The sequence below is a fragment of the Pseudomonas alkylphenolica genome (assembly GCF_016009175.1).
Classification (GTDB): Bacteria; Pseudomonadota; Gammaproteobacteria; order Pseudomonadales; family Pseudomonadaceae; genus Aquipseudomonas; species Aquipseudomonas alkylphenolica_B.
The window spans coordinates 292,402-317,323 of record NZ_JADUCM010000002.1 but is presented as its reverse complement, the minus strand read 5'-3'; the positions used below and the strand labels follow the sequence as shown (position 1 = coordinate 317,323).

22 protein-coding genes are annotated in these 24,922 nt (G+C 62.6%); 10 read left to right on the top strand and 12 right to left on the bottom strand.

Annotated features, from left to right (window positions below):
- Window positions 1-32 precede the first annotated feature (32 nt).
- Both I5S59_RS03725 and I5S59_RS03720 read left to right on the top strand, forming a co-directional pair.
- On the top strand, window positions 33-923 hold the full coding sequence (locus I5S59_RS03725; protein ID WP_197875445.1) for a LysR family transcriptional regulator: 891 nt from the start codon (window positions 33-35) through the stop codon (window positions 921-923).
- 102 nt (window positions 924-1,025) lie between these two features.
- Window positions 1,026-2,423, top strand: a complete 1,398-nt coding sequence (locus I5S59_RS03720) for a VOC family protein (RefSeq protein ID WP_197875444.1) — start codon at window positions 1,026-1,028, stop codon at window positions 2,421-2,423.
- An 80-nt stretch (window positions 2,424-2,503) separates the two neighbouring features.
- On the opposite strand, the gene I5S59_RS03715 is transcribed toward I5S59_RS03720, so the two are convergent.
- The gene (locus I5S59_RS03715) at window positions 2,504-3,451 is read right to left on the bottom strand and encodes a LysR substrate-binding domain-containing protein (protein WP_197875443.1); all 948 of its coding nucleotides are present in this window, start codon (window positions 3,449-3,451) and stop codon (window positions 2,504-2,506) included.
- 157 nt (window positions 3,452-3,608) lie between these two features.
- Here I5S59_RS03715 and I5S59_RS03710 point away from each other — a divergent pair, with 157 nt between their 5' ends.
- On the top strand, window positions 3,609-5,000 hold the full coding sequence (locus tag I5S59_RS03710; protein ID WP_197875442.1) for a NorM family multidrug efflux MATE transporter: 1,392 nt from the start codon (window positions 3,609-3,611) through the stop codon (window positions 4,998-5,000).
- Window positions 5,001-5,038: 38 nt separating this feature from the next.
- Here the strand turns inward: I5S59_RS03710 and I5S59_RS03705 are convergent, their stop codons facing one another.
- The gene (locus I5S59_RS03705) at window positions 5,039-6,703 is read right to left on the bottom strand and encodes a putative bifunctional diguanylate cyclase/phosphodiesterase (protein WP_197875441.1); all 1,665 of its coding nucleotides are present in this window, start codon (window positions 6,701-6,703) and stop codon (window positions 5,039-5,041) included.
- 266 nt (window positions 6,704-6,969) lie between these two features.
- Here I5S59_RS03705 and rep point away from each other — a divergent pair, with 266 nt between their 5' ends.
- Window positions 6,970-8,979 carry a DNA helicase Rep gene (gene rep, locus I5S59_RS03700; protein ID WP_197875440.1) on the top strand — a complete coding sequence of 670 codons (2,010 nt, stop codon included), beginning with the start codon at window positions 6,970-6,972 and terminating at the stop codon, window positions 8,977-8,979.
- Window positions 8,980-9,042: 63 nt separating this feature from the next.
- Window positions 9,043-9,615, top strand: a complete 573-nt coding sequence (locus I5S59_RS03695; RefSeq protein ID WP_136478722.1) for a xanthine phosphoribosyltransferase — start codon at window positions 9,043-9,045, stop codon at window positions 9,613-9,615.
- A gap of 64 nt (window positions 9,616-9,679) precedes the next feature.
- Here the strand turns inward: I5S59_RS03695 and I5S59_RS03690 are convergent, their stop codons facing one another.
- The 6 genes from I5S59_RS03690 to dadA form a co-directional block, all read right to left on the bottom strand.
- Complete coding sequence (locus tag I5S59_RS03690; protein ID WP_197875439.1) at window positions 9,680-11,545, bottom strand: acetyl-CoA hydrolase/transferase family protein; 1,866 nt, start codon at window positions 11,543-11,545, stop codon at window positions 9,680-9,682.
- A 117-nt stretch (window positions 11,546-11,662) separates the two neighbouring features.
- Complete coding sequence (locus tag I5S59_RS03685) at window positions 11,663-12,085, bottom strand: c-type cytochrome (RefSeq protein WP_197875438.1); 423 nt, start codon at window positions 12,083-12,085, stop codon at window positions 11,663-11,665.
- A gap of 141 nt (window positions 12,086-12,226) precedes the next feature.
- Entirely contained in the window at window positions 12,227-12,775 is a 549-nt protein-coding gene (locus tag I5S59_RS03680) for a cupin domain-containing protein (protein ID WP_128321898.1), read from the bottom strand.
- Window positions 12,776-12,884: 109 nt separating this feature from the next.
- A complete protein-coding gene (gene alr / locus I5S59_RS03675; protein ID WP_197875437.1) occupies window positions 12,885-13,958 on the bottom strand; it encodes an alanine racemase in 1,074 nt (357 codons plus the stop codon).
- A gap of 95 nt (window positions 13,959-14,053) precedes the next feature.
- Complete coding sequence (locus tag I5S59_RS03670; protein ID WP_128321900.1) at window positions 14,054-14,407, bottom strand: RidA family protein; 354 nt, start codon at window positions 14,405-14,407, stop codon at window positions 14,054-14,056.
- A complete protein-coding gene (gene dadA, locus I5S59_RS03665) occupies window positions 14,379-15,680 on the bottom strand; it encodes a D-amino acid dehydrogenase (RefSeq protein WP_197875436.1) in 1,302 nt (433 codons plus the stop codon). The genes I5S59_RS03670 and dadA overlap by 29 nt, the downstream gene beginning before the upstream one ends.
- 156 nt (window positions 15,681-15,836) lie before the next feature.
- Here dadA and dadR point away from each other — a divergent pair, with 156 nt between their 5' ends.
- Window positions 15,837-16,325 (top strand): transcriptional regulator DadR, encoded by a 489-nt coding sequence (dadR, locus tag I5S59_RS03660; RefSeq protein ID WP_008366790.1) that lies wholly within the window; start codon window positions 15,837-15,839, stop codon window positions 16,323-16,325.
- A gap of 3 nt (window positions 16,326-16,328) precedes the next feature.
- Here dadR and I5S59_RS03655 read toward each other — a convergent pair whose 3' ends face one another.
- A complete protein-coding gene (locus I5S59_RS03655) occupies window positions 16,329-16,682 on the bottom strand; it encodes a YkgJ family cysteine cluster protein (RefSeq protein ID WP_197875435.1) in 354 nt (117 codons plus the stop codon).
- A 112-nt stretch (window positions 16,683-16,794) separates the two neighbouring features.
- Here I5S59_RS03655 and I5S59_RS03650 point away from each other — a divergent pair, with 112 nt between their 5' ends.
- Window positions 16,795-18,099 carry an NAD(P)/FAD-dependent oxidoreductase gene (locus I5S59_RS03650; protein ID WP_197875434.1) on the top strand — a complete coding sequence of 435 codons (1,305 nt, stop codon included), beginning with the start codon at window positions 16,795-16,797 and terminating at the stop codon, window positions 18,097-18,099.
- Here I5S59_RS03650 and I5S59_RS03645 read toward each other — a convergent pair.
- Window positions 18,096-18,326, bottom strand: a complete 231-nt coding sequence (locus I5S59_RS03645; RefSeq protein WP_128321903.1) for a DUF1127 domain-containing protein — start codon at window positions 18,324-18,326, stop codon at window positions 18,096-18,098. The genes I5S59_RS03650 and I5S59_RS03645 overlap by 4 nt on opposite strands.
- A gap of 178 nt (window positions 18,327-18,504) precedes the next feature.
- Between I5S59_RS03645 and I5S59_RS03640 the strand changes: the two genes are divergently transcribed.
- Both I5S59_RS03640 and I5S59_RS03635 read left to right on the top strand, forming a co-directional pair.
- Complete coding sequence (locus I5S59_RS03640; protein WP_197875433.1) at window positions 18,505-19,935, top strand: PLP-dependent aminotransferase family protein; 1,431 nt, start codon at window positions 18,505-18,507, stop codon at window positions 19,933-19,935.
- Between the two features lie 59 nt (window positions 19,936-19,994).
- Complete coding sequence (locus tag I5S59_RS03635) at window positions 19,995-21,548, top strand: phospholipase D family protein (RefSeq protein ID WP_232239554.1); 1,554 nt, start codon at window positions 19,995-19,997, stop codon at window positions 21,546-21,548.
- Here the strand turns inward: I5S59_RS03635 and I5S59_RS03630 are convergent.
- Window positions 21,545-22,684 carry an MFS transporter gene (locus tag I5S59_RS03630; RefSeq protein WP_197875431.1) on the bottom strand — a complete coding sequence of 380 codons (1,140 nt, stop codon included), beginning with the start codon at window positions 22,682-22,684 and terminating at the stop codon, window positions 21,545-21,547. The genes I5S59_RS03635 and I5S59_RS03630 overlap by 4 nt on opposite strands.
- Before the next feature lie 131 nt (window positions 22,685-22,815).
- Window positions 22,816-24,309, bottom strand: coding sequence for an aldehyde dehydrogenase (locus tag I5S59_RS03625; RefSeq protein ID WP_197875430.1), 1,494 nt, complete (start codon window positions 24,307-24,309; stop codon window positions 22,816-22,818).
- Between the two features lie 195 nt (window positions 24,310-24,504).
- On the opposite strand from I5S59_RS03625, the gene I5S59_RS03620 reads away from it, so the two are divergent.
- Window positions 24,505-24,864: a cupin domain-containing protein gene (locus tag I5S59_RS03620; RefSeq protein WP_197875429.1), complete on the top strand. Its 360-nt coding sequence runs from the start codon at window positions 24,505-24,507 to the stop codon at window positions 24,862-24,864.
- Window positions 24,865-24,922 lie beyond the last annotated feature (58 nt).

Below are 24,922 nucleotides of genomic sequence, written 5' to 3'. Positions count from 1 at the left end.
CCAGGTAATGATCTACCCGCTCAGAGACCACTATGTCCAAACGTCTGGTGCCATCGATGGCCGCCCTGCAGTGTTTCGAGGCAGCCGCCCGACACCTGAGCTTCACCCGCGCTGCCGAAGAACTGCACCTGACCCAGAGTGCGGTGAGCAAACAGGTCGCGCAACTGGAAGAAATGCTCCGCCATCACCTGTTCCTGCGTATTCGCCGGCGCCTGCAGCTGACACCTGCTGGCGCCCTTTACCTGGCCGAGGTCAACAAGATTCTCACCCAGGTCGACATGTCCAGCCGTTACATCCTCTCCTACGGCGAGCAGACCGAAGTATTGAAGGTAGCCACTCAGCCAAGTTTTGGTGTGCGCTGGTTGATCCCGCACCTCAAGGGCTTCGGCAAGCGTTACCCCAATATCCACCTGGATATCCGCAACGAGATGGAGCCCTTTGCCTTGCTGCAAGGTAACGCCGATGTGGTGTTCTTTTACGGTCAGGGCACCTGGCCCGGTGCAACCTGCGTCGAGTTGTTCGGTGAGGAGGTGGTGCCGGTCTGCGCCCCCGAACTGCTCCAGGACCGCACCTTGAAAGACGCCAGTGAACTGTCCGAGCTGGTATTGCTGCAAAGCACCTCGCGCCCGGAAGCCTGGCACGAGTGGTTCCTCGAACAGGGTTTGCATTCGGCTCACAGCTACCACGGCCCACGCTTCGACACCTTCTATATGAGCCTGAGCGCCGCCCAGTCAGGTTGCGGGGTGGCCCTGGTGCCGCGTTATCTGGTGGCCCAGGAGCTGGCCGAAGGCAAACTGGTGGTGCCTTGGCAGCACAGCATGCGCAGCACGGGTGCACACTTTCTGGCCTTTGCCGAGCACGCCGCAGAAGTGCCCAAGGTGCGCGCACTGGTCGACTGGATCAGCGACGAGCTAGCCCGCTGACGTTGCGAATTCATGGAATGACTGATCGACTTTTTTTCGCTTGCGGGAGTACTGCATTCCTCGCTTTCATGTAGGGGTGCCCACTTCACCAGGAAGCTTTCGATGCCCGCTCAAGATTTCGTCAGCCCGGACAGCATTCGCGCGCAGTTCTCGGCCGCCATGTCGCTCATGTACAAGCAAGAGGTGCCGCTGTACGGCACGCTGCTGTCACTGGTGAGCGAAATCAACCAGCAGGTCATGACCCGGCAACCGGAGGTCGCCCAGGCGCTGCGCTGGACCGGTGAAATCGAGCGCCTCGACCAGGAACGCCACGGCGCCATCCGCGTAGGTACTGCCGAAGAGCTGGCTACCATCGCCCGGCTGTTCGCGGTCATGGGCATGCAGCCGGTGGGCTATTACGACCTCAGCTCGGCCGGTGTACCGGTACACTCCACCGCCTTCCGCGCCGTTCACGAACAATCACTGCACATCAGCCCGTTCCGGGTGTTCACCTCGCTGTTGCGCCTGGAACTGATCGACAACCCGGCCTTGCGCGAGTTGTCCCGGCAGATCCTCGCCAAGCGGCAGATCTTCACCCCGCGCGCACTGGAGCTGATTCAACAGTTCGAGCGTGAAGGCGGCCTGAGCGCCGACGACGCCGACAGCTTTGTTGCCGAGGCCCTCCACACTTTCCGCTGGCACCACGACGCCACGGTGACGGCCGAGCAGTATCAGCAATTGCATGACCAACACCGTCTGATCGCCGATGTGGTGGCGTTCAAAGGCCCGCACATCAACCACCTGACCCCGCGCACCCTGGACATCGATGCGATCCAGGTAGGCATGCCGGCCAAGGGCATTCCACCCAAGGCCGTGATCGAAGGCCCGCCACCGCGCCGCTGCCCGATCCTGCTGCGTCAGACCAGCTTCAAGGCCTTGCAGGAAAAAGTCGCCTTCAGTGACCAGCAAGGCGCTGCAGGTGGCAGCCACACGGCACGCTTCGGCGAGATCGAACAACGAGGCGCTGCACTGACGCCCAAAGGGCGCCAGCTCTACGACCAACTGCTGGATGCCGCCCGCGAGGCGCTGGGCGGGGTGCAGGCAGACGCCAATGCCGAGCGTTACATGGCGCTGCTCAAGGATAGCTTCCAGGCGTTTCCGGATGACCTCGCGCAGATGCGTGAACAAGGCCTGGCCTACTTCCGCTACTTCCCGACCGAGCGCGGTCTGGCAGCACGCAGCGATTCAGGGCGGCCAACCTCGCTGGAGGGCCTTATCGACGCCGGTCACGTGCATTTCGAAGCGCTGGTGTATGAGGACTTCCTGCCGGTCAGCGCGGCGGGGATCTTCCAGTCCAACCTCGGTGATGAAGCCCAGAGCAACTATGGCAGCAATGCCAACCGTGATGCCTTTGAACAGGCATTGGGCAAGTCGGTGCAGGATGAGCTCGCGCTGTATGCGCAGAGCCAGCAGCGTTCGTTGCAGGCATGTGCCAAGGCCCTTGAGCTGCCTGGCCTGTAGGAGCGAGGCTTGCCCGCGAAGGGGGCGCTACGGTTTGCCTGTTGCATCGCGCCATTGTTCTTCGCCGGCAAGCCTGGCTCCTACAGAGGTTTATGGGGGCTGGCAGCAGCCCCCAGTATTTCTACCTTGGGCAGGTCCATCGCATCGGCCTCGCCCTGCAAAAAATCACTCAACCGCCGCAAGCGCTCGCCACCGGGCCGGGTTTTCGGCCACACCAGGTAATAGTCCAGGCCGCTGGCCACCGCAGTCGGCCACGGCAGGCTCAAGCGGCCCTGGGCCACATCTTCGGCCACCATCAGCAAGTCGCCCATGGACACCCCGTAACCCCGCGCCGCCGCGATCATCCCCAGCTCCAGGGTGTCGAACACCTGCCCGCCCCGGAGCGAAACCTTGTCAGTCAGGCCCATGCGCGCCAGCCAGCTGCGCCAGTCGCGTTTGTCCGGTGTCGGGTGCAGCAGCTCGATCCCGGCCAGACGCTTGGCGTCCCAGGGCCCTTCGGCCAGCAGTTCGGGCGCGCCGACCGGGATCAGCAGTTCGGAAAACAGCCGCGACACTTCCCAGTCCGGCGGAAAGTGCCCATCACCCAGCAGTACCGCGCAATCGAAAGGCTCATGATTGAAATCGACATGGTCGACATCCATCCAGGCGCTGGTCAACTGCACCTCATTGCCTGGCTGCAGGTGACGAAAACGGCTGAGCCGCGCCAGCAGCCAGCGCATGGTCAGGGTCGAGGGGGCTTTCATGCGCAGGATGTCATCCTCGCTGCGCAGCGTATTGCAGGCACGCTCCAGTGCCGCAAAACCTTCGCGCACGCCCGGCAGCAACAGCCGGGCGGCTTCGCTCAGTTGCAGGCTGCGGCCGTTGCGCACGAACAAACGGCAGGCGAAATGCTCTTCCAGCGTACGGATATGACGGCTGACAGCACTCTGGGTAATCGATAACTCATCCCCGGCGCGCGTGAAGGAGCTGTGCCGTGCAGCAGCCTCAAAGGCGCGCAATGCATACAACGGCGGCAAACGGCGGGACATGGACGAATCCTCCAGACGGACTCAAGAGCAATCCACGGCATCATACTGACATGAGTTTTAATCATGCCACTGATCGTTATTATCCTTTTGCGAATAACCGCATAAAGGATGAGAATTTCACGCTTTCCTCAAAGCAGTGCCAGAAAAGGACGATCCAATGCAGGCCGCACCCACTCATGAACTCAAGGCCCTGTTGCGCCTGGCCGGTCCTCTGATCGCCTCGCAGCTGGCGCACATGCTGATGGTGCTGACCGACACCCTGATGATGGCCCGTATCAGCCCTCAAGCCCTGGCCGGTGGCGGCCTGGGGGCGGCAAGCTATTCGTTCGTGTCGATTTTCTGCCTGGGGGTGATTGCCGCAGTCGGCACGCTGGTGGCCATTCGAAAGGGCGCTGGCGACACCGTCGGTGCCACGCGCCTGACCCAGGCCGGGCTGTGGCTGGCCTGGGCCATGGCCCTGGTGGCGGCGCTGGCGCTGTGGAACCTGGAGCCGGTGCTGTTGCTGCTTGGCCAAAGCCCTGAAAACGTCACGGCGGCCGCCCAGTTCCTGTTGTTGCTGCCCTTCGCCCTGCCCGGCTACCTGAGTTTCATGGCCCTGCGCGGCTTTACCAGCGCCATCGGTCGTTCAACACCGGTGATGGTCATCAGCCTGGTCGGCACCGTGGCCAACTTCCTGCTCAACTACGCGCTGATCGAAGGCATGTTCGGCCTGCCGAAGCTGGGTCTGGTCGGTATCGGTCTGGTCACTGCCGTGGTGGCCAACTGCATGGCGGTGGCCATGGCCCTGTACATCCGCTGGCACCCGGCCTATGCGCCCTACCCGATCCGCACAGGCCTGAGCCGGCCGTCGTGGCCGGCCCTGCGTGAACTCTGGCGCCTGGGCCTGCCGATTGGCGGGACCTACACCGTGGAGGTCGGCCTGTTCGCCTTTGCCGCCCTGTGCATGGGTGTACTCGGCAGCACTGAACTGGCAGCGCACCAGATCGCCCTGCAGATTGTCTCCACCGCCTTCATGATCCCTGCCGGGTTGTCCTATGCGGTGACCATGCGTGTCGGCCTCTACTATGGCGCCGGAAACCTGCTGGGCGCGCGGCATGCCGGGCGGGTCGGAATCGGCTTCGGCGCAGCGATGATGCTGATGTTCGCCATCCTGTTCTGGCTGCTGCCAGACCCGCTGGTAGGGCTGTTCCTTGACCATGGTGATCCGGCCTTTGCCGACATTATCCAGCTGGCCGTGAGCCTGTTGATGGTCGCGGCCTGGTTCGAGCTGTTCGACGGTGTGCAAACCATCGCCATGGGCTCGATCCGCGGCCTCAAGGATGCCAAGACCACGTTCCTGGTAGGCCTGTTCTGCTATTGGGTGATCGGTGCACCGGCCGCCTGGTTGCTGGCGTTCACCCTGGGCTTGGGCGCGGTGGGCGTGTGGTGGGGCCTGGCGTTGGGCCTGGCCTGTGCGGCGGTGAGCCTGACGCTGGCGTTCGAGTGGCGGATGAAGCGGATGCTGGGGCGGGCCAACGGTGCGAAGAAGGCCGCCGCGACAATGGCCTGAGCAATGCGTGGGCGCGGGTTTGTCCGCGCCCACATGTCTTACATCGCTACCGACTGCGGCGCCGAACCGGTCAGCAAAAATGCCATCAACTCATCAATCGGCAATGGCCGGCTGATCAGAAAGCCCTGTACCTGATCACAGTTGAAACTGCGCAACAGGTCCATCTGCTCCAGCGACTCGACGCCTTCGGCGACCACCTCAAGGTTGAGGTTGTGCGCCAGGTTGATCATGGCATGCACCAGCTTGCGGTTTTCTTCGCGCTGTTCCATACCGCCGACAAAGCTGCGATCCACTTTGAGCAAGGTGATCGGCAGGCTGTTGAGGTGGACGAACGACGAAAAGCCGGTGCCAAAGTCGTCGAGGGAAAACCGTACGCCCAGGCGCCCGAGGGCGTCCATGGTCTGCTGTACCAGGTCGTTGCGGCGCATCACCGCCGTTTCCGTCAGCTCAAACTCCAGCCAGCGGGCATCGACCCCGTGCTCGATGATCAGCCGGCTCAGGGTAGCGAGCAGCTGGCTGTCCTGAAACTGGCGAAACGACAGGTTCACCGCCATGTGCAACGGCGCCAGGCCCTGCTCGCGCAGTGCCTGCATGTCCCGCAATGCGCGCGAAATCACCCAGTAGCCCAAGGGCACGATCAGCCCGCTCTGCTCGGCCAGGGGCACGAACTCGCTGGGCGGCAACAAACCTCGCTCGGCGTGGCGCCAGCGCACCAGTGCCTCCAGGCCGACGATGCGTCCATCGGCCATGTTCAACCGCGGCTGGTAATGCAGTTCCAGCTCGTCGCGGCGCAGTGCCCGGCGCAGTTCGCTTTCCAGGTCGGCCAGGCTGCGCGCGTTGCGGTTGATCCGCTCGTTGAAGATGTGAAAGGTACAGCCTTGGGTGCCCTTGGCCTGTTGCATGGCAATGTGCGCATGCCACATCAACGGGTCTGCCCCGCCCTGGGCGCGGGCATGGGCAATACCCAGGCTGCAGCCGATCAGCAGGCTCTCGCCGTCTACCCAGTAGGGTTCGGCCAGGGCTTCGGTAATGCGTTCGGCCATCCACTCGGCACGTTGCGGCTCGCGGCGGGTGTCGATCAGCAAGGCAAATTCATCGCTGCCCAGGCGGGCAACCTGGTCGCCGGCCTCCAGCTGGCTTTTCAGCCGCCCGACCACCTGCAGGATCAACCGGTCGCCGGCCTGATGGCCGAGGGCGTCGTTGGCGTGACGAAAGTTGTCCAGGTCCAGATGCCCAAGCGCCACACCCCGGCCCTCATTGTCGGCCAGGCGTGCGGCCAGCAGGGTCTGAAAGCCCTGGCGGTTGGCAATGCCAGTCAACGGGTCCTGTTCGGCCAGACGCTGCAGGGTGGCTTCCAGCACCCCACGCTCACGCACATGGCGCAGGCTGCGGCGCAAGGTATCGACATTCAGATGGTCACGTACCAGCCAGTCACTGACACCCGGCGGCGGCACCTGGGGCTCGTGCTCGAGCAGCAGCACCATCGGCAGAATGCAGCGCCCGGGCGCAGGCTGCAGCGCAGGCGTCGACAACACCAATGCGTTGCGATCATTGGCAAACAGGCTGTCGACAGCTTCCCAGCTTGGCGCGGTCAACAGCACCACGCTGCCCGCCAGCGGTACCAGGCAATCGCGCAATGCTGCGGCCCATTCAGGCTCATCGGCCAGCAACAGCAAACGCAAGGGTTCGACAGGCGTAAACAAGCTGGCTCCTTAGTACGTGGACATACGTCAAATGGTATTAGGCAGCGGAGAGGTTCATCCTAAACCAGGGTGAAAATGATTTTCACTTAAAGTCATGCCATTCCATTTGCCGACATCCCGCAGTTTTCGCCACGCATCCTGCGGGAAAGTAACAAAACCGGCAAATATAGATCGCGTGATACGTCACACTGTCAGACGGTCGCAGCAGAAATCGTTCCCCCCTGTTAAAATGCGCGGCTATTTTCTAGCGACCCCCGGTTTCTGTCATGTCCCGACTCAACCCCCGGCAACAAGAAGCCGTGAACTACGTCGGCGGCCCTCTTTTGGTGCTCGCCGGTGCAGGTTCCGGCAAAACCAGCGTAATCACCCGTAAAATCGCACACTTGGTGCAGAACTGCGGCATTCGTGCGCAGTACATCGTGGCCATGACCTTTACCAACAAGGCCGCGCGGGAGATGAAAGAGCGGGTCGGCACTCTGTTGCGCAAAGGCGAGGGCCGCGGCCTGACCGTGTCGACCTTCCACAACCTGGGCCTGAACATCATCCGCAAGGAGCATGAGCGGCTGGGCTACAAGCCAGGGTTCTCGATCTTTGACGAGACCGACGTCAAAGCCCTGATGACCGACATCATGCAGAAGGAATACTCGGGCGACGACGGGGTCGACGAGATCAAGAACATGATCGGCGCCTGGAAAAACGACCTGGTGCTGCCGCCCGAGGCTCTGGAAAAGGCGCGCAACCCCAAGGAACAGACCGCCGCGATCGTCTACTCGCACTATCAGCGCACGCTCAAGGCGTTCAATGCGGTGGACTTCGACGACCTGATCCTGCAGCCGGTTAAGCTGTTCGAAGAACACGCGGACATCCTCGAAAAATGGCAGAACCGCGTGCGCTACCTGCTGGTGGACGAATATCAGGACACCAACGCCAGCCAGTACCTGCTGGTGAAGATGCTGATCGGCACACGCAACCAGTTCACCGTGGTGGGCGACGACGACCAGTCGATCTATGCCTGGCGTGGCGCGCGTCCGGAAAACCTGATGCTGCTCAAGGACGACTACCCGTCGTTGAAAGTGGTGATGCTGGAGCAGAACTACCGCTCCACCAGCCGCATCCTGCGCTGCGCCAACGTACTGATCGCCAATAACCCGCACGCGTTCGAGAAACAGCTGTGGAGCGAGATGGGCCACGGCGACGAGATCCGCGTGATCCGCTGCAAGAACGAGGACGCCGAGTGCGAGCGGGTGGCCATGGAGATCCTCAGCCTGCACCTGCGCACCGACCGCCCGTACAGCGACTTCGCGATCCTCTACCGGGGCAACTACCAGGCCAAGCTGATGGAGCTCAAGCTCCAGCACCATCAGGTGCCGTACCGCATGAACGGCGGCAACAGCTTCTTCGGCCGGCAGGAAGTCAAAGACCTGATGGCCTACTTCCGCCTGCTGGTAAACCCGGACGACGATAACGCCTACCTGCGGGTGATCAACGTGCCACGCCGGGAAATCGGCTCCACCACCCTCGAGAAGCTGGGCAACTACGCCACCGAACGTAAGGTCTCGATGTACGCGGCCAGCGAGGAAATGGGCCTTCGCGAGCACCTCGACAGCCGCTTCACCGACCGCCTGGAGCGCTTCAAGCGCTGGATGGACAAGGTCCGCGAGCAGGTGGCCACCGAAGACCCGATCGCTGCGCTGCGCAGCATGATCATGGACATCGACTACGAGACCTGGATCCGCACCAACAGCTCCAGCGACAAGGCCGCGGATTTCCGCATGGGCAACGTCTGGTTCCTGATCGATGCGTTGAAAAACACGCTGGAGAAGGACGAGGACGGCGACATGACCATCGAGGACGCCATCGGCAAGCTGGTATTGCGCGACATGCTCGAGCGCCAGCAGGAGGAAGAGGACGGTGCCGAGGGCGTGCAGATGATGACCCTGCACGCCTCCAAGGGCCTGGAATTCCCGTATGTGTTCATCATCGGCATGGAAGAAGAGATTCTTCCGCACCGTTCCAGCATCGAGGCCGACACCATCGAGGAAGAACGGCGCCTGGCTTATGTAGGCATCACCCGTGCGCGCCAGACCCTGGCGTTCACCTATGCCGCCAAGCGCAAGCAGTACGGTGAGATCATCGACTGTGCGCCGAGCCGCTTCCTCGACGAGCTGCCCGACGAAGACCTGGCCTGGGAAGGCCTGGATGATGCACCAACCGAAGTGAAGGCCGCTCGCGGCAATAATGCACTGGCCGATATCCGCGCCATGCTTAAACGTTAGATAATCAACCTTTGCTGCGGCGTACTGCCGTGGCCACTCTTGCTACATCGAGGAAATACCACAGTGGAAGCACTGCACCAGAAGATTCGCGAAGAAGGCATCGTGCTTTCCGATCAGGTTCTCAAAGTCGATGCGTTTCTTAACCATCAGATCGACCCTGCGCTGATGCAACTGATTGGCGACGAGTTCGCCCGTCGGTTCGCCGACTCCGGCATCACCAAGATCGTCACCATCGAAGCCTCGGGCATTGCCCCGGCCGTGATGACTGGCCTGAAGCTAGGTGTCCCGGTGATTTTCGCGCGCAAGCACCAGTCGCTGACCCTGACTGAGAACCTGCTGACCGCCTCGGTGTACTCCTTCACCAAACAGACCGAGAACACCGTGGCGATCTCGCCGCGTCACCTCAACAGCAGCGACCGCGTGCTGGTAATCGACGACTTCCTGGCCAACGGCAAAGCCTCCCAGGCACTGATCTCGATCATCAAGCAGGCCGGTGCTACCGTTGCCGGCCTGGGTATCGTCATCGAGAAATCGTTCCAGGGCGGCCGTGCCGAACTGGACAGCCAGGGCTACCGCGTCGAGTCGCTGGCTCGGGTGAAGTCGCTGAAGGATGGCGTGGTTACTTTCATCGAGTAAACCGCATCGCCAGCAAGCCGGCGCCTACAGCCCCTGTAGACGCCGGCTTGCTGGTGGTTGGCCCTCAAGCGACCGCTGTAGCCTGCAACCCCGCCAGCAACAGCCGCTGATACAGCTCCTCCTTGAACCCCTGCGGCTGCGCCAGGCCCATGCGCGCCAACTGCTGTGGATAAGCCTCAGGCGCCGGTGCGTCCAGCGTCGCCTTGCCCAGCTCCAGCACCTCGCTCAACTTGAACTTGCTCTTGAGCCAGTTCAACGCCCGCAACAAATCACGCTCATCGTCGGTAAAGTCACTGCCCAGCGGATACTCCGGAAACAACCCTGCGTGCCGGCTGCGCAGACCTTGCAAGCGTTGGGGGGTGTTCTCGCTGAAGCGAGGCTCAAGCGCAAATCCAGCTGGCAGCTTGCCGGCTTGCCGGGCCCGCTCGATCAGTTCCGGCTGAAAGCGTGAATCGCTGATCGCCAGCAGGCGCCGAATGCATTCGGCGTCTGTCTGCCCCCGCAAGTCGGCAATGCCGTATTCGGTCACCACTACATCACGCAGGTGCCGGGGAATGGTGCAGTGACCGTAGTCCCACACCAGGTTGGAGCTGACCTCACCACCCGACTCGCGCCAGCTGCGCAGCAGCAGAATCGAACGCGCACCCTCCAGTGCATGGCCCTGGGCAACAAAGTTGTATTGCCCGCCGACACCACTGAGCACGCGGCCGTCTTCCAGCTGATCAGCGACACCGGCGCCCATCAGGGTCATGGTGAACACCGTGTTGATAAAGCGTGCATCCACACGCTGTCGGCGTTTGAGCGACTCATCGCCATACAGTTCGTTGATGTAGCTGATCGCGCGCATGTCTATGCATTGGCGGGTTGTCAGCGGCATGTCGCGCAAGCGCTGGTAAAACGCTTGCGGGCCCAGGAAGAAGCCACCGTGCACCAGCACACCGCCCTCGACCGGGCGCCGGATGATGCCGGCCTCAAGCAGCGTCAGCAGGCCGTTGACGAACATTTCGCTGCAGCCATACAACCCCTTGGTGAAGGGAGTGATGCCGCCTTCACGGGCAATCAGCTGCTCCCATGGCTGCAGATCCATGTCGGCCAGCAACGCCTGGTACGCCTCGCTTTCAGTTTCTCGGGCCAGTAGCGCAGCGGTCAGGGCATCGCCCATGGCGCCAATGCCGATCTGCAAGGTGCCGCCATCGCGCACCAAGGTGCTGGCGTGCAGGCCAATGAAGTGGTCCTGGGTGGTGACCGGCATGTTTGGCGTCGAGAACAGGCGCCGCTGCTCGACGCTATCAATCAACAGATCGAATTCTTGCCGGGGCAATTCGGACGCACCAGGCATGTAGGGCAATTCGGCGTGCACCTGGCCCAACAGCAGGATGGTTTCGCCGGCTGCGCGCCGCCGCTCGATCATCGGCAGCAGGTCGAGGGTGATGTCCGGGTTGCAACTGAGGCTCAGCTGATCCGGGTGCTGCGGATCTTGCGCCACCAACTGCGCCACCAGGTTCAGGCCTTTGGCGTTGATGTCCCGCGCGGCGTGGCTGTAGTTGCTGCTGACGTAGTCTTGCTGGGCCATGGCACTGTGCAACAGGCTGCCCGGCTGCATGAAGAACTGCTGCACACGGATGTTGGCCGGCAAACGATCCTGGCGCAGGTCACTGAGGTACTGCAGCTCTTCGTAATCGGCAAACACGCGCTCGATAAACGGCGCCAGGAAACGCCGCTGCAAGCCGCTGCCCAGCTCCGGCCGGCCAAGGCTGAGCGCGGTGTAGATCGTCAGTTGCCGCTCCGGTAACGCCCTGACCCGCTCGTACAGCGCATTGACGAAGGCATTGGGCTTGCCCAGCCCCAGTGGCAGGCCCAGGTGGATATGGGCCGGCAAGCGTGCCAGCACTTCATCTACGGCCGTCTCGATCGAGCAATGCTGCGTCATGGGCGTCTCCTGGTCATCCTTGCAGGTTCGACCGAGCATGGCCCGGGTTTGCTCCCCTGGCCAGCGCCAAAAACGACAAAGCCCGCACAAGGCGGGCTTTGCTGGAAGCGGGCAGGCTTACAGGCCGGACATTTTCTTGATGGCGCCCTTGAGGTCGTCATCCGAGCAGTCGGCACAGGTGCCTTTCGGTGGCATGGCGTTGATGCCGGTGATGGCTTTGGCCAGGATACCGTCCAGGCCACCCTGGTGGTCGGCACGTTCTTTCCAGGCGGCAGCATCGCCGATTTTTGGTGCGCCGAGCAAACCGCTGCCGTGGCAGGCGTTACAGTGCTTGGCGATGATTTCATCCGGGGTCTTGGCGCCGCCGCCACCTGCGGAGGCTGCGACTTCCATGCCCTTGCATTCCTGACCTTGGACACACACCTGACCCACCGGCTCCAGCCGCTTGGCGATGTCGTCATTGGTTGCTGCTTGTGCGTTGACTGCCCAAAGGGCCAATACGGCTGCTGGTACGGCCAGCATTTTCTTGATTAGATTCACGCGTACACCCTCATGGTGGCTAGTCACGCCTGCGGCCACGGTTTCGCAGGCGGCGCAAGTATAACGGGAACCCTGTCGTACCGAAACAACCCTAGAGTCTAAAGGGTCTTAGCCGCGACAATCCGCCGCGCGCCAGGCTCTTTAGAAGTTTGCCGGGGTTGCCGCGCTGATCAGCCGAGCTGGCTCATCGTACGGATTGCGGAAACGGTGCGGCTTGGTACTTTCAAAATAGTAGCTGTCGCCCGCTTCGAGGATAAAAGTTTCGAGCCCTACCACCAGTTCCAGGCGACCTTCGAGGAGGATGCCGGTCTCCTCGCCGTCGTGGGTGAGCATTTCTTCACCGGTATCGGCGCCCGGTGGGTAGACCTCGTTGAGAAAGGCAATGGCCCGGCTCGGGTGCGCCTTGCCGACCAGCTTCATGGTCACCGCACCATCGGAAATGTCGATCAGCTCGTTGGCTTTGTAGACGATCTGCGTGGGGTTTTCCGGTTGCAGTTCTTCGGAAAAGAACTCGACCATGGACATCGGAATACCGCCCAGCACTTTACGCAGCGAGCTGATTGAAGGGCTGACGCTGTTCTTCTCGATCATCGAGATGGTGCTGTTGGTGACGCCCGCACGTTTGGCGAGTTCACGCTGGGACAGGCCCTTGAGCTTGCGTATGGCTTGCAGTCGTTCACCGACGTCCAATGCTGGAGCCCTCCTAAAACGAACGAGTGGGGTCGAAATTGAACGTTATCATCGCAACAGCGTTCAGTATTTACAACACTTCGACCCGCAGCCTGTCCGCTTTGGCGCCTCAATCGCCGCTGTAGTCCAGCGGCACGCGCTTGAGGTTGCAGAAAATCTGGTACGGGATCATCCCCGCCTGCATCGCCACATCGCTTGCCAGCACCTGCTTGCCCCACAATTCGACCGGGCTGCCAACGCCAGCCTCGGGTACATCGGTGAGGTCGATGCAAAGCATGTCCATCGATACCCGGCCGATGATCTGGCTGCGTTTGCCAGCCACCATCACCGGCGTTCCGGTCGGCGCCTGGCGCGGGTAACCGTCGGCATAGCCCATGGCAACCACACCGACCCGGGTCGGACGCGGGCTGATGAACTTGGCGCCATAACCTACCGGCTCTCCGGAAGGCAGCTCGCGCACGCTGATCACCCGCGATTGCAGGGTCATCACCGGCTGCAGGCGTGCTGCTTCGGCCTGCGGCACCTCAAACGGGGTAGCACCGTACAGCATGATGCCGGGGCGTACCCAGTCACTGGGCACCTGCGGCCAGCCCAGTACGGCAGGCGAATTGCGCAGACTGACCTCGGCGCTAAGGCCCTGCCGTGCAGCCTGGAACACTGCGACCTGCTCGTTGCTGGCGCTGCTGTCGAGCTCGTCGGCACGGGCGAAATGGCTCATGAGCACAATTTTCGACACCTTGCCGGTGGCCAGCAGGCGCTGGTAGGCGTTCTGGTAATCCTTGGGGTGCAGGCCGACCCGGTGCATGCCCGAGTCGAGCTTGAGCCAGACGTTGATCGGCTTGGCCATCGCCGTCTGTTCGATCGCTTCCAGTTGCCACAGCGAATGCACCACACACCACAGGTCGTGCTCGACGATCAGCGCCAGCTCGCCGGCTTCGAAAAAGCCTTCGAGCAACAACACCGGGGCCTTGATCCCGGCTGCGCGCAACTCCAGGGCTTCCTCGATGCAGGCCACGGCAAAACCATCGGCCTGTTGTTCGAGCGCCAGTGCGCAGCGTACAGCGCCATGACCATAGGCATCCGCCTTGATCACCGCGAGAGCCTTGGCACCGGACAGTTCGCGGGCCAGTTGATAGTTGTGACGCAGTGCTTGCAGATCGATGAGGGCACGGGCAGGACGCATGACGGCAGCCTTCTGGGCAGTCTGGTTAGAGTAAAAAACCCGGCCCCCGAATGCGGCATGTAGGCCGCAAGCGGCACCGGGTGAGGGATTGCGGGTTACGGCAGTGCAGCCACCACCGACAGCTCGACGAGGATTTCCGGCTCGCACAGTTTGGCTTCAACGGTGGCACGGGCCGGCGCGACGCCCTTGGGCAGCCACTGGTCCCAGACACTGTTCATGCCCTGGAAGTGCGCATCGATGTCCTTGAGGTAGATGGTCACCGAGAGCAAACGGCTCTTGTCGGTGCCCGCCAGGTCCAGTAGACGCTCGATGTTGGCCAGCGTTTCGCGGGTTTGCTGCTCAATGCCGGCATTCATGTCGTCGCCCACCTGGCCCGCCAGGTAGACGGTGCCATTGTGGGTAACGATCTGGCTCATGCGCTCATTGGTGAGCTGGCGCTGGACTGACATGTTTTGCAGGCTCCTGGTGTTTTCCGTAACGAGAGATATCGAGACCTTCGGCGCTGATCTGCGGCTTTTTGCGCGCGATCAGATCGGCCAGCAAGCGTCCGGAGCCGCAAGCCATGGTCCAGCCCAAGGTACCGTGACCGGTATTGAGGAACAGGTTGCGGAACGGCGTTGCGCCTACGATCGGCGTACCGTCCGGGGTGGTCGGACGCAGGCCGGTCCAGAAACTGGCTTGGCTCAGGTCACCGCCGCGAGGATAAAGATCGTTGACGATCATCTCCAGCGTTTCGCGCCGACGCGGATTGAGCGACAGGTCAAAACCGGCGATTTCAGCCATGCCACCAACCCGGATACGGTTGTCGAAACGGGTGATCGCGACCTTGTAGGTCTCATCCAGAATGGTCGACGTCGGGGCCATGGCCGGGTCGGTGATCGGCACGGTCAGCGAGTAACCTTTGAGCGGATAAACCGGGGCCTTGATGCCCAGCGGCTTGAGCAGTTGTGGCGAATAGCTGCCCAGGGCCAGCACGTAACGGTCGGCGGTTTCCAGCTTGCCGTCGATCCATACGCCGTTGATGCGGTCACCGGCGTAGTCCAGGCGCTGAATGTCCTGACCGAAGCGGAACTCGACGCCGAGCTTGATCGCCATTTCCGCCAGACGCGTGGTGAACATCTGGCAGTCGCCGGTCTGGTCGTTGGGCAGGCGCAGGGCACCGGCCAGGATGTCGGTGACATTGGCCAGGGCCGGTTCGACGCGGGCGATGCCGGCGCGATCGAGCACTTCGTACGGCACGCCGGATTGCTCCAGTACCGCGATGTCTTTGGCCGCGCTGTCCAGTTGCGCCTGGGTCCGGAACAGCTGGGTGGTCCCCAGGGTCCGGCCTTCGTAGGCGATACCGGTTTCGGCGCGCAGCTCGTCGAGGCAGTCACGGCTGTACTCGGACAGACGGACCATGCGCTCCTTGTTCACCGCGTAACGGTTGGCGGTGCAGTTGCGCAGCATTTGCGCCATCCACAGGTACTGATCGATGTCGGCGGTGGCTTTAATGGCCAACGGGGCGTGGCGCTCGAGCAGCCACTTGATGGCCTTGAGCGGCACGCCGGGGGCAGCCCATGGCGAGGCGTAACCCGGCGAGACCTGGCCGGCGTTGGCAAAACTGGTTTCCATGGCAACGGCCGGTTGACGGTCGACCACGACGACTTCAAAACCCTGCCGTGCCAGATAGTAGGCACTGGCGGTTCCGATCACACCGCTACCAAGTACCAGAACTCGCATGTTGATTACCCTCGACGCAGCGTACCGCTGACATTTGTTGTTAATGGCATAGATGCGCGCAGTATAGGAATGTATGACCAGTGCATTTCACTATATAAAAGCCTATATTTGGCGACAATTCTCGGCAAAGCAGGCTTTTACGGAGGGGCATCCACTATGAGAACCCAGCATCAAAGCAAACGCGAACTGGACAAGATCGACCGCAATATCCTGCGGATCCTGCAGGCAGATGGGCGTATCTCGTTTACCGAGCTGGGCGAGAAAGTCGGGTTGTCGACCACACCCTGCACCGAGCGGGTGCGGCGCCTGGAGCGCGAGGGCATCATCATGGGCTACAACGCCCGGCTCAACCCGCAGCACCTCAAGGGCAGCCTGCTGGTGTTCGTCGAGATCAGCCTGGACTACAAGTCGGGGGATACTTTCGAGGAGTTTCGCCGCGCGGTGCTGAAACTGCCCCACGTACTGGAATGCCACCTGGTGTCGGGCGACTTCGACTACCTGGTGAAGGCGCGGATTTCGGAGATGGCCTCCTACCGCAAGCTGCTGGGCGACATCCTGCTCAAGCTGCCGCACGTGCGCGAATCGAAGAGTTACATCGTCATGGAAGAGGTCAAGGAAAGCCTTAACCTGCCGATTCCGGACTGAGCTTCAGACCAGCACCTGGCGGGTGCTGGCGATGTACGCGTGCACCAGCTTTTCGGCCTGCGGGTCGATCATCTCGGCCGGGCCGCGACCATTGGGGCATGGCAGGCGCGGCGTGGTGCCGAACAACCGGCAGATCAGCGGCCGCTCCTCATACACGGTGCAGCCGTTGGGCCCCAGGTGCACGCAGTTGAGCTCGGCCAGGGCCGCCTCTTGCTCGGCAGCGCTCTTGCGCGGCAGGCGCGCCATCTCTTGCGACGAGGTGGTCACCGGCCCGCAGCAATCGTGACAGCCGGGCACGCATTCGAAGGACGGGATCTGCTCACGCAGGAAGCGGATCTTGTGCTGGTTGCAACTCATGGCGGCCTTGGCTGAAACAGGGAAAGGCCAATTTTGCCTCATGGTTGCCCCACCGTGAAAGCACGGCTTATCCTGCGTCAATTTTTCCAAACACCCGAATCAGGATGACCCCATGACCGCCGGTGCCCCGCTGCCTGCTTCGCACACCGCCTCCTACTATGCCGCCAGCAGTGCTCCGCAGCCGGACTACGCACCCTTGGCCGGCGAGCAGCAGTGCGACGTCTGCGTGGTCGGTGGCGGCTACTCCGGGCTGAACACCGCCATCGAGCTGGCCGAGCGCGGCCTCAGCGTGGTGCTGCTGGAAGCCCGGCGCATCGGCTGGGGCGCCAGCGGCCGTAATGGCGGTCAGTTGATTCGCGGGGTCGGTCATGGCCTTGAGCAGTTCCGCCCGCAGCTGGGTGAGAGCGGTGTACGGGCGCTGAAGCTGATGGGCCTGGAGGCGGTAGAGATTGTCCGTGAGCGCATCGAGCGTCACGCCATCGACTGCGACCTGACCTGGGGCTACTGCGACCTGGCCAACAAGCCGCGGGACTACCAGGGCTTCATCGATGATGCCGAAGAACTGCACAGCCTGGGCTACCGCCACGAATTACGCCTGGTAGAGCCGGGGCAGATGCACTCGGTGATTGGCTCCGAGCGTTACGTCGGCGGCATGATCGACATGGGCTCGGGCCACCTGCACCCGCTGAACCTCGCCATCGGCGAAGCGGCGGTGGCGGCGCGGCTCGGGGTAACGCTGCATGAGCAGTCGCCGGTCACCCGCATCGACTACGGTCCGCAGGTGCGGGTCCACACCGCCCAAGGCTCGGTACGCGCCAAAACACTGGTGCTGGCCTGCAATGCCTACCTGAACAACCTCAACCCACAACTGGGCGGCAAGATCCTGCCCGCCGGCAGCTACATCATCGCCACCGAGCCCTTGAGCGAAGCCCAGGCCCGGCAACTGCTACCGCAAAACATGGCGGTGTGCGACCAACGGGTAACGGTTGATTACTTCCGCCTGTCGGCCGACCGCCGGTTGCTGTTCGGCGGCGCTTGTCACTACTCCGGGCGTGATCCACAAGACATCGCCGGGTACATGCGACCGAAGATGCTCAAGGTATTCCCGCAGCTGGCGGATACGCGCATCGACTACCAGTGGGGCGGCATGATCGGCATCGGCGCCAACCGCCTGCCGCAGATCGGCCGCCTGCGCGAGCAGCCCAATGTCTACTATGCCCAGGCCTACGCCGGCCACGGCCTGAACGCCACGCACCTGGCCGGCCGGCTGCTGGGCGAGGCGATCAGCGGCCAACAGGCCGGTCGTTTCGACCTGTTTGCCCAGGTTCCGCACATGACCTTCCCTGGCGGCAAGCACCTGCGCTCGCCGCTGCTGGCCCTGGGCATGCTCTGGCATCGCCTCAAGGAACTGGTCTAGGAACGCCAGAAAGGCTTGAGCCCCTCTTCACGCGCCTGCGCGGGCGTCAGGCCGATATCGCGCAACTGCTCGGGCGTCAGCTCCAGCAGCGCGCGACGGCTGTGCCAACGGTGCGCCATCAGCCCCCAGCGGCCCAGCCCGGCCGGTACATCAACCAACTGAACACGCCGTTCCCGGCTCAGTTCTTCCGCGTGCAATTTAAGGCGCACATCGCTCATACCGCTCATTGCTTGATTCCTCCGGGGTGGGCTAACCGTAGGAAAAGCATGCGCGAAAGAGAGAAACCATTACAGATTCAAAAGCGGTGTATTATTTCCATACAGAATTGCTGATTTTCTGACTGAATGCGCTAAATTTTCAGTATCTGTACTGGTTTGCGACTGAAAGACTGCGCTGGAGTATGCCATGAGCCTTTACGTCAACCTTGCCGAGCTGCTGGGTGCCCGCATCGAACAGGGCCTGTACCGGCCGGGCGATCGCTTGCCCTCGGTGCGCGCCCTGAGCGTGGAGCACGGGGTGAGCCTGAGCACCGTGCAACAGGCCTATCGCCTGCTCGAAGACAATGGCCTGGCCGCACCGCGCCCGAAATCCGGTTACTTTGTGCCGATCGATCGCAGCCTCCCCGCCCTGCCCGCCATCAGCCGGCCCGCACAGCGCCCGGTAGAGATCTCGCAGTGGGAGCAGGTCATCGAGCTGGTACGCAGCGTACCGAACAAGGACGTCGTGCAACTGGGCCGCGGCATGCCGGATGTCGACAGCCCGACACTCAAGCCGCTGTTGCGCAGCCTGGCGCAATTGAGCCGGCGCCAGGACATGCCGGGGCTGTATTACGACACCATTTCCGGCACCCTGGCACTGCGCGAACAAATCGCCCGGCTGATGCTCGACTCCGGCTGCAGTATCGACCCGGCCGACCTGGTGGTGACCACCGGCTGCCACGAAGCCCTGTCTGCGAGCATCCGCGCCGTGTGCCAACCCGGCGATATCGTTGCGGTCGACTCGCCGAGCTTTCATGGCGCCATGCAAACCCTCAAGGGGCTGGGCATGAAGGCCCTGGAGATTCCCACCGACCCGCTCACCGGCATCAGCCTGGAAGCCCTCGAGCTGGCGCTGGAACAGTGGCCGATCAAACTCATCCAGATCACCCCGAATTGCAACAACCCGCTTGGCTACATCATGCCCGAGGCACGCAAGAAGGCCCTGCTGACCCTGGCCCAGCGCTTCGACGTGGCCATCCTCGAAGATGACGTGTATGGCGACCTGGCCTACACCTACCCTCGCCCGCGCACCATCAAGTCGTTCGACGAAGACGGCCGCGTGCTGCTCTGCAGTTCGTTCTCCAAGACCCTCGCCCCCGGCCTGCGCATCGGCTGGGTCGCGCCGGGGCGCTACCTGGAGCGGGTGCTGCATATGAAGTACATCAGCACCGGCTGCACTGCCACCCAGCCGCAACTGGCAATTGCCGACTTCATCGAAGGCGGTCACTACCAGCCGCACTTGCGGCGCATGCGTAGCCAGTACCAGCGTGGCCGCGACCAGATGAGTGACTGGGTGACCCGCTACTTTCCACCCGGCACCCGCGCCAGCCGCCCCCAGGGTGGCTTCATGCTGTGGGTGGAATTGCCGGAAAGTTTCGATACCCTTCGCCTGAACCGGGCTTTACTTGGGCAGGGTGTGCAGATCGCCGTGGGCAGCATTTTTTCCGCCTCGGGCAAGTACCGTAACTGCTTGCGGATGAATTTTGCCGCGCGCCCGACACAGGCAATCGAAGCTGCCGTGCGCAAGGTGGGTGAGACCGCCATTCGTCTACTGGCCGAGGCCGCCACTGACGCGTAACGTGCCGCCGCCGCTCGCGGTTGATGCCCCTCCACCTCTGTCGTAAAGGACCCTGCACCTTGAGAAGCCCGTGCACGCTGCCCCTGCTACTGTCGCTGCTGTTCGTGCTCAGCGGATGCGCCAGTATCAGCCAGCCTCGGGAAGTCACCCAGGCCTTGCCTGCCAGCGACTCGGCCTTTGGCCGCTCGGTGCAACGCCAGGCCGCCAGCTACGAGGGGCGCTCCGGCTTTCGCTTGCTGCCCAACAGCAATGAAGCGTTTCGCGCCCGCGCCGAGCTGATCCGCAATGCCCAGTCGAGCATCGACCTGCAGTACTACATCGTCCATGACGGCCTGAGCACCCGTGCGCTGGTTCATGAGCTGTTGCAGGCAGCCGACCGAGGCGTACGCATCCGTATCCTGCTCGACGACACCAACAGCGATGACCTTGAAGACAAGATGGGCGCGCTCAACGCCCACCCCAACATCCACATCCGCGTGTTCAACCCGCTGCAGCTGGGCCGCAGCACCGGCGTCACCCGGGCGGTCGGCCGGCTGTTCAACCTGAGGCTGCAGCACCGGCGCATGCACAACAAGCTGTGGCTGGTGGATAACAGCATGGCCATCGTCGGCGGTCGCAACCTGGGTGACGAATACTTTGACGCCAAGCCCAACCTGAACTTCACCGACATCGACCTGCTCGGTGTCGGCCCGGTTGCCGAACAGCTGGGCCACAGCTTTGACCAGTACTGGAACAGCGCCCTGAGCCAACCGATCGAAGACTTCCTCTGGCGCAAACCCGATGCCGACGACCTGCAGGCCAGCCGCCAGCGCCTGGAGGCGTCGCTGGTCGAGGCGCGGATCAAGCACAAGGATCTGTATGACCGCCTGATGGCGTACCAGACCAACCCACGCCTGGGCGTCTGGCGCAACGAGCTGATCTGGGCGCACAACCAGGCCGTCTGGGATGCGCCGAGCAAGGTCCTGGCCCGAGACGAACCCGACCCGCAACTGCTGCTGACCCGCCAGCTGCTCCCGGACCTGAATGCGGTACAGCACGAGCTGATCCTGATATCGGCGTATTTCGTCCCCGGTGAAACCGGGCTGGTCTACCTGACCAGTCAGGCCGATGCCGGTGTCTCGGTCAAGCTGCTGACCAACTCGCTGGAGGCCACAGACGTACCTGCCGTGCATGGTGGCTATGCGCCGTACCGCAAGGCGCTGCTGGAGCACGGCGTGCAGCTTTACGAATTGCGCCGCCAGCCCGGCGCGCCCCGCCCGCGGACGCTGAGCCTGCATGGCAGCTCCGATTCCAGCCTGCACAGCAAGGCGATCATCCTCGATCGACGCAAGACGTTTATCGGCTCGTTCAACTTCGACCCGCGCTCGGTACTGTGGAATACCGAAGTGGGCGTGCTGGTCGACAGCCCGGAGCTGGCCGAATACACCCGCTACCTGGCCGCCCAGGGCATGGCCCCGGCGCTGAGCTATCAGCCCCAGCTGAGTGACGGCAAGCTGGTGTGGGTAACCGAGGACAACCACCAGCTGCACACCCTGACCACCGAGCCAGGCGGGCTCTGGCGCCGCTTCAATGCCTGGATCAGCAAGGCCGTTGGCCTCGAGCGGATGCTCTAGGCGGCGGCTGGCTCGAAAGCGTTGGGTCGTCGGGCCAACAGCACCAGCCCGGCAGCGCCGGCCGCCATCAGCAACGGCAAGGCATGCCCGCTGATCCATTGGCTGCCAGCCCCCGCCACCAGCGGCCCGATCAGGCAGCCTATGCCCCAGAGCTGAGCGACGTGGGCGTTGGCACGCACCAGCGCGTCATCCCGGTAGCGCTCACCGATCAGTACCAGCGACAAGGTGAACAGCCCACCGGCACTGGCTCCGAACAGCACCCACAACGGCCAGATCGCCCAGGTGTGCAGCATCAGCGGAATCGCCAGGCTCGACACCAGCAAGGTCAGCGCACAACCGGTGAACAACGTGCGCCGAGACATGCGGTCGGCCAACGCACCGATAGGCAGCTGCAACAGCGCATCGCCCACCACCACGGTGCTGACCATGAACAAGGCAATCTCGGTGGTGAACCCTTGCTGCAGGCAGTACACCGGCAGCAGGGTCAGAATCATCGCTTCGAAGGCGGCGAACAGGGCAATCGCCCAGGCAATGACCGGCAAGCGCCGGCAAAAGCCGATCAGGTCGAACAGAGTAACGCTGCACGATTCTGCACTGGGCGCGCCGTCACGCCCCAGCAGCACCAGCGGTGCCAGCAGCAACAAGCCCGCGCCCACCCAGAAGCCGAAGTCATCTTCCGAGCCCAGCACCCCCAGCAGCAACGGCCCGGCCAGCTGGCTCAAGGCATAACTGCTGCCGTACAACGCCACCAGCCGACCACGCCATTGCTCGACTACCAGCTGGTTGATCCAGCTTTCGCCGAGGATGAACACAATGGTCAGGATCATGCCAATCAGCAGGCGCAGCACCAACCACAGCGGGTAACTGGGCAACAACGCCAGCAGCCCGATGGACAGTGCGCCGGCCCACAGGCATAAACGCATCAGCCCCGGCGTGCCAAAGCGGGCGGCGAGCCGGCTGGACAGGCTGGCCCCGAGCAAGACGCCGATGGCCGGCATCGCCGCCATTACCCCGATGGCGAAGCTGCCGTAGCCCCAGCTTTCCAGGCGCAGGGACACCAGCGGCATGCTCACACCCAGCGCCAGGCCGACACTGAGCACCGCGCTCAGCACGGCGAAATAGGTACCCCAACGCATCGCACACTCCTTTGCGGGGTTCACAAACCACTGTGGGAGCTGGCGTTGCCAGCGATGCGCACCACTCAGGCCGCATCGCCGGCAACGCCGGCTCCCACAGAGGATGCCCGGGTTGGGCGGTGGCTAACTGCTTACAGCTTGATCCAGGTCGCCTTCAGCTCGGTGTACTTGTCCAGCGCGTGCAGGGACTTGTCACGGCCGTTGCCCGACTGCTTGAAGCCACCAAACGGTGCGGTCATGTCGCCGCCGTCGTACTGGTTGACCCAGACGCTACCGGCGCGCAGGGCTTTGGCGGTCAGGTGGGCTTTGGAAATGTCCGCAGTCCACACACCGGCAGCCAGGCCGTACGGGGTGTCGTTGGCGATGTTGATCGCTTCTTCGACGGTGTCGAAGGTAATCACCGACAGCACCGGGCCGAAGATTTCTTCCTGGGCGATGCGCATGGCATTGCTGACGCCGTCGAAAATGGTCGGCTCGACGTAGGTGCCACCGGTTTCTTCGAGGATACGCTTGCCGCCCACCAGCAACTTGGCGCCGTCACTGTGGCCGGCCTCGATGTACGACAGTACGGTGTTCATCTGCTGGGTATCGACCAGTGCACCGACGGTGGTGGCCGGGTCCAGCGGGTTGCCTGGCTTCCAGGCCTTGAGGGCCTCGAGAACCAATGGCAGGAACTTGTCCTTGATCGAGCGCTCGACCAGCAGGCGCGAGCCGGCGGTGCAGACTTCACCCTGGTTGAAAGCGATGGCGCTGGCGGCCGCTTCAGCAGCTGCGTTCAAGTCCGGAGCGTCGGCGAAGACGATGTTCGGGCTCTTGCCACCGGCTTCCAGCCAGACACGCTTCATGTTCGACTCGCCCGCGTAGATCATCAACTGCTTGGCGATCTTGGTCGAACCGGTGAACACCAGGGTGTCGACGTCCATGTGCAGGGCCAGGGCCTTGCCGACGGTGTGGCCGTAACCTGGCAGCACGTTGAGAACGCCTGCAGGAATACCGGCTTCGATGGCCAGTTGGGCAATACGGATCGCGGTCAGCGGCGACTTTTCCGACGGCTTGAGTACCACCGAGTTACCGGTAGCCAGGGCCGGGCCGAGTTTCCAGCAAGCCATCAGCAGCGGGAAGTTCCACGGTACGATAGCGGCCACTACGCCCACAGGCTCGCGGGTCACCAGACCCAGCTGATCGTGCGGGGTCGCTGCGACTTCGTCGTAGATCTTGTCGATCGCTTCACCGTTCCAGCTCAGGGCCTGGGCGGCACCCGGCACGTCGATGTTCAGCGAGTCATTGATCGGCTTGCCCATGTCCAGGGTTTCCAGCAGCGCCAGCTCCTCGACGTTCTGCTTGAGCAGCGCAGCAAAGCGGATCATGGTGGCTTTGCGCTTGGCCGGGGCCAGACGCGACCAGACGCCGGAGGCGAAGGTGGTGCGGGCATTGTCTACGGCACGCTGGGCATCGGCGTCATCGCAGCTGGCGATCTGTGCCAGCAGGCGGCCGTCGACCGGGCTGAGGCATTCGAAGGTCGCGCCGGAAACGGCGGCGGTGTATTCACCGTTGATGAAAGCGCGGCCTTCGATCTTCAATTGTTGGGCACGCTGTTCCCAATCCGCACGAGTCAGGGTGGTCATACGAAACTCCTCCTCTTGTTAAGGTGCAGTGCCGTACGAGGGGTCAGGGCACTGTCAAAAATTCTGGCTGGGCGAGCTACGCGCACAGGCACCTGCCACCCTAAACCACAGGGGACCCAATTATCAATATATTTGACATAATCAGGCCAAAAGCCTACTGATGTTCATTTTATTAAACAAACAAGAGAGAACGCCATGCGCATTGATCAGATAATCGACTTCGCCCAGGTGCTGACCGAAGCTGAACGCTACCGCCCCGCTGCGGAAAAGATCCTCAAGGGTGAGCCGGATCAGGCCGTTTACAACCACTATTCCAGCCCTTGCGGGCAGTTCGCAGCCGGCGTCTGGGAAGGCGAAGTCGGCCAGTGGACCGTCAATTACACTGAACACGAGTACTGCGAAATCGTCCAGGGCGTTTCGGTGCTGCGCGATGCAGAGGGTGGCGCGAAAACCCTGCGCGCGGGCGATCGTTTCGTGATCCCGGCGGGCTTCAAGGGTACCTGGGAAGTGCTGGAGCCGTGCCGTAAGATCTACGTGATGTTCGAGCAGAAATAAATAACTACCACTCGGGCTGGATCTGTCCGACGGAGCATAGCGCTGCCCAACCGGGTAT

Coding starts and splice junctions, on each gene's coding strand:
- I5S59_RS03725 (WP_197875445.1), top strand. CDS start 33: ATGTCCAAACGTCTGGTGCCATCGATGGCCGCCCTGCAGTGTTTCGAG.
- I5S59_RS03720 (WP_197875444.1), top strand. CDS start 1,026: ATGCCCGCTCAAGATTTCGTCAGCCCGGACAGCATTCGCGCGCAGTTC.
- I5S59_RS03715 (WP_197875443.1), bottom strand. CDS start 3,451: ATGTCCCGCCGTTTGCCGCCGTTGTATGCATTGCGCGCCTTTGAGGCT.
- I5S59_RS03710 (WP_197875442.1), top strand. CDS start 3,609: ATGCAGGCCGCACCCACTCATGAACTCAAGGCCCTGTTGCGCCTGGCC.
- rep (WP_197875440.1), top strand. CDS start 6,970: ATGTCCCGACTCAACCCCCGGCAACAAGAAGCCGTGAACTACGTCGGC.
- I5S59_RS03690 (WP_197875439.1), bottom strand. CDS start 11,545: ATGACGCAGCATTGCTCGATCGAGACGGCCGTAGATGAAGTGCTGGCA.
- alr (WP_197875437.1), bottom strand. CDS start 13,958: ATGCGTCCTGCCCGTGCCCTCATCGATCTGCAAGCACTGCGTCACAAC.
- I5S59_RS03670 (WP_128321900.1), bottom strand. CDS start 14,407: ATGTCAGTCCAGCGCCAGCTCACCAATGAGCGCATGAGCCAGATCGTT.
- dadA (WP_197875436.1), bottom strand. CDS start 15,680: ATGCGAGTTCTGGTACTTGGTAGCGGTGTGATCGGAACCGCCAGTGCC.
- dadR (WP_008366790.1), top strand. CDS start 15,837: ATGAGAACCCAGCATCAAAGCAAACGCGAACTGGACAAGATCGACCGC.
- I5S59_RS03655 (WP_197875435.1), bottom strand. CDS start 16,682: ATGAGTTGCAACCAGCACAAGATCCGCTTCCTGCGTGAGCAGATCCCG.
- I5S59_RS03650 (WP_197875434.1), top strand. CDS start 16,795: ATGACCGCCGGTGCCCCGCTGCCTGCTTCGCACACCGCCTCCTACTAT.
- I5S59_RS03645 (WP_128321903.1), bottom strand. CDS start 18,326: ATGAGCGGTATGAGCGATGTGCGCCTTAAATTGCACGCGGAAGAACTG.
- I5S59_RS03640 (WP_197875433.1), top strand. CDS start 18,505: ATGAGCCTTTACGTCAACCTTGCCGAGCTGCTGGGTGCCCGCATCGAA.
- I5S59_RS03630 (WP_197875431.1), bottom strand. CDS start 22,684: ATGCGTTGGGGTACCTATTTCGCCGTGCTGAGCGCGGTGCTCAGTGTC.
- I5S59_RS03625 (WP_197875430.1), bottom strand. CDS start 24,309: ATGACCACCCTGACTCGTGCGGATTGGGAACAGCGTGCCCAACAATTG.
- I5S59_RS03620 (WP_197875429.1), top strand. CDS start 24,505: ATGCGCATTGATCAGATAATCGACTTCGCCCAGGTGCTGACCGAAGCT.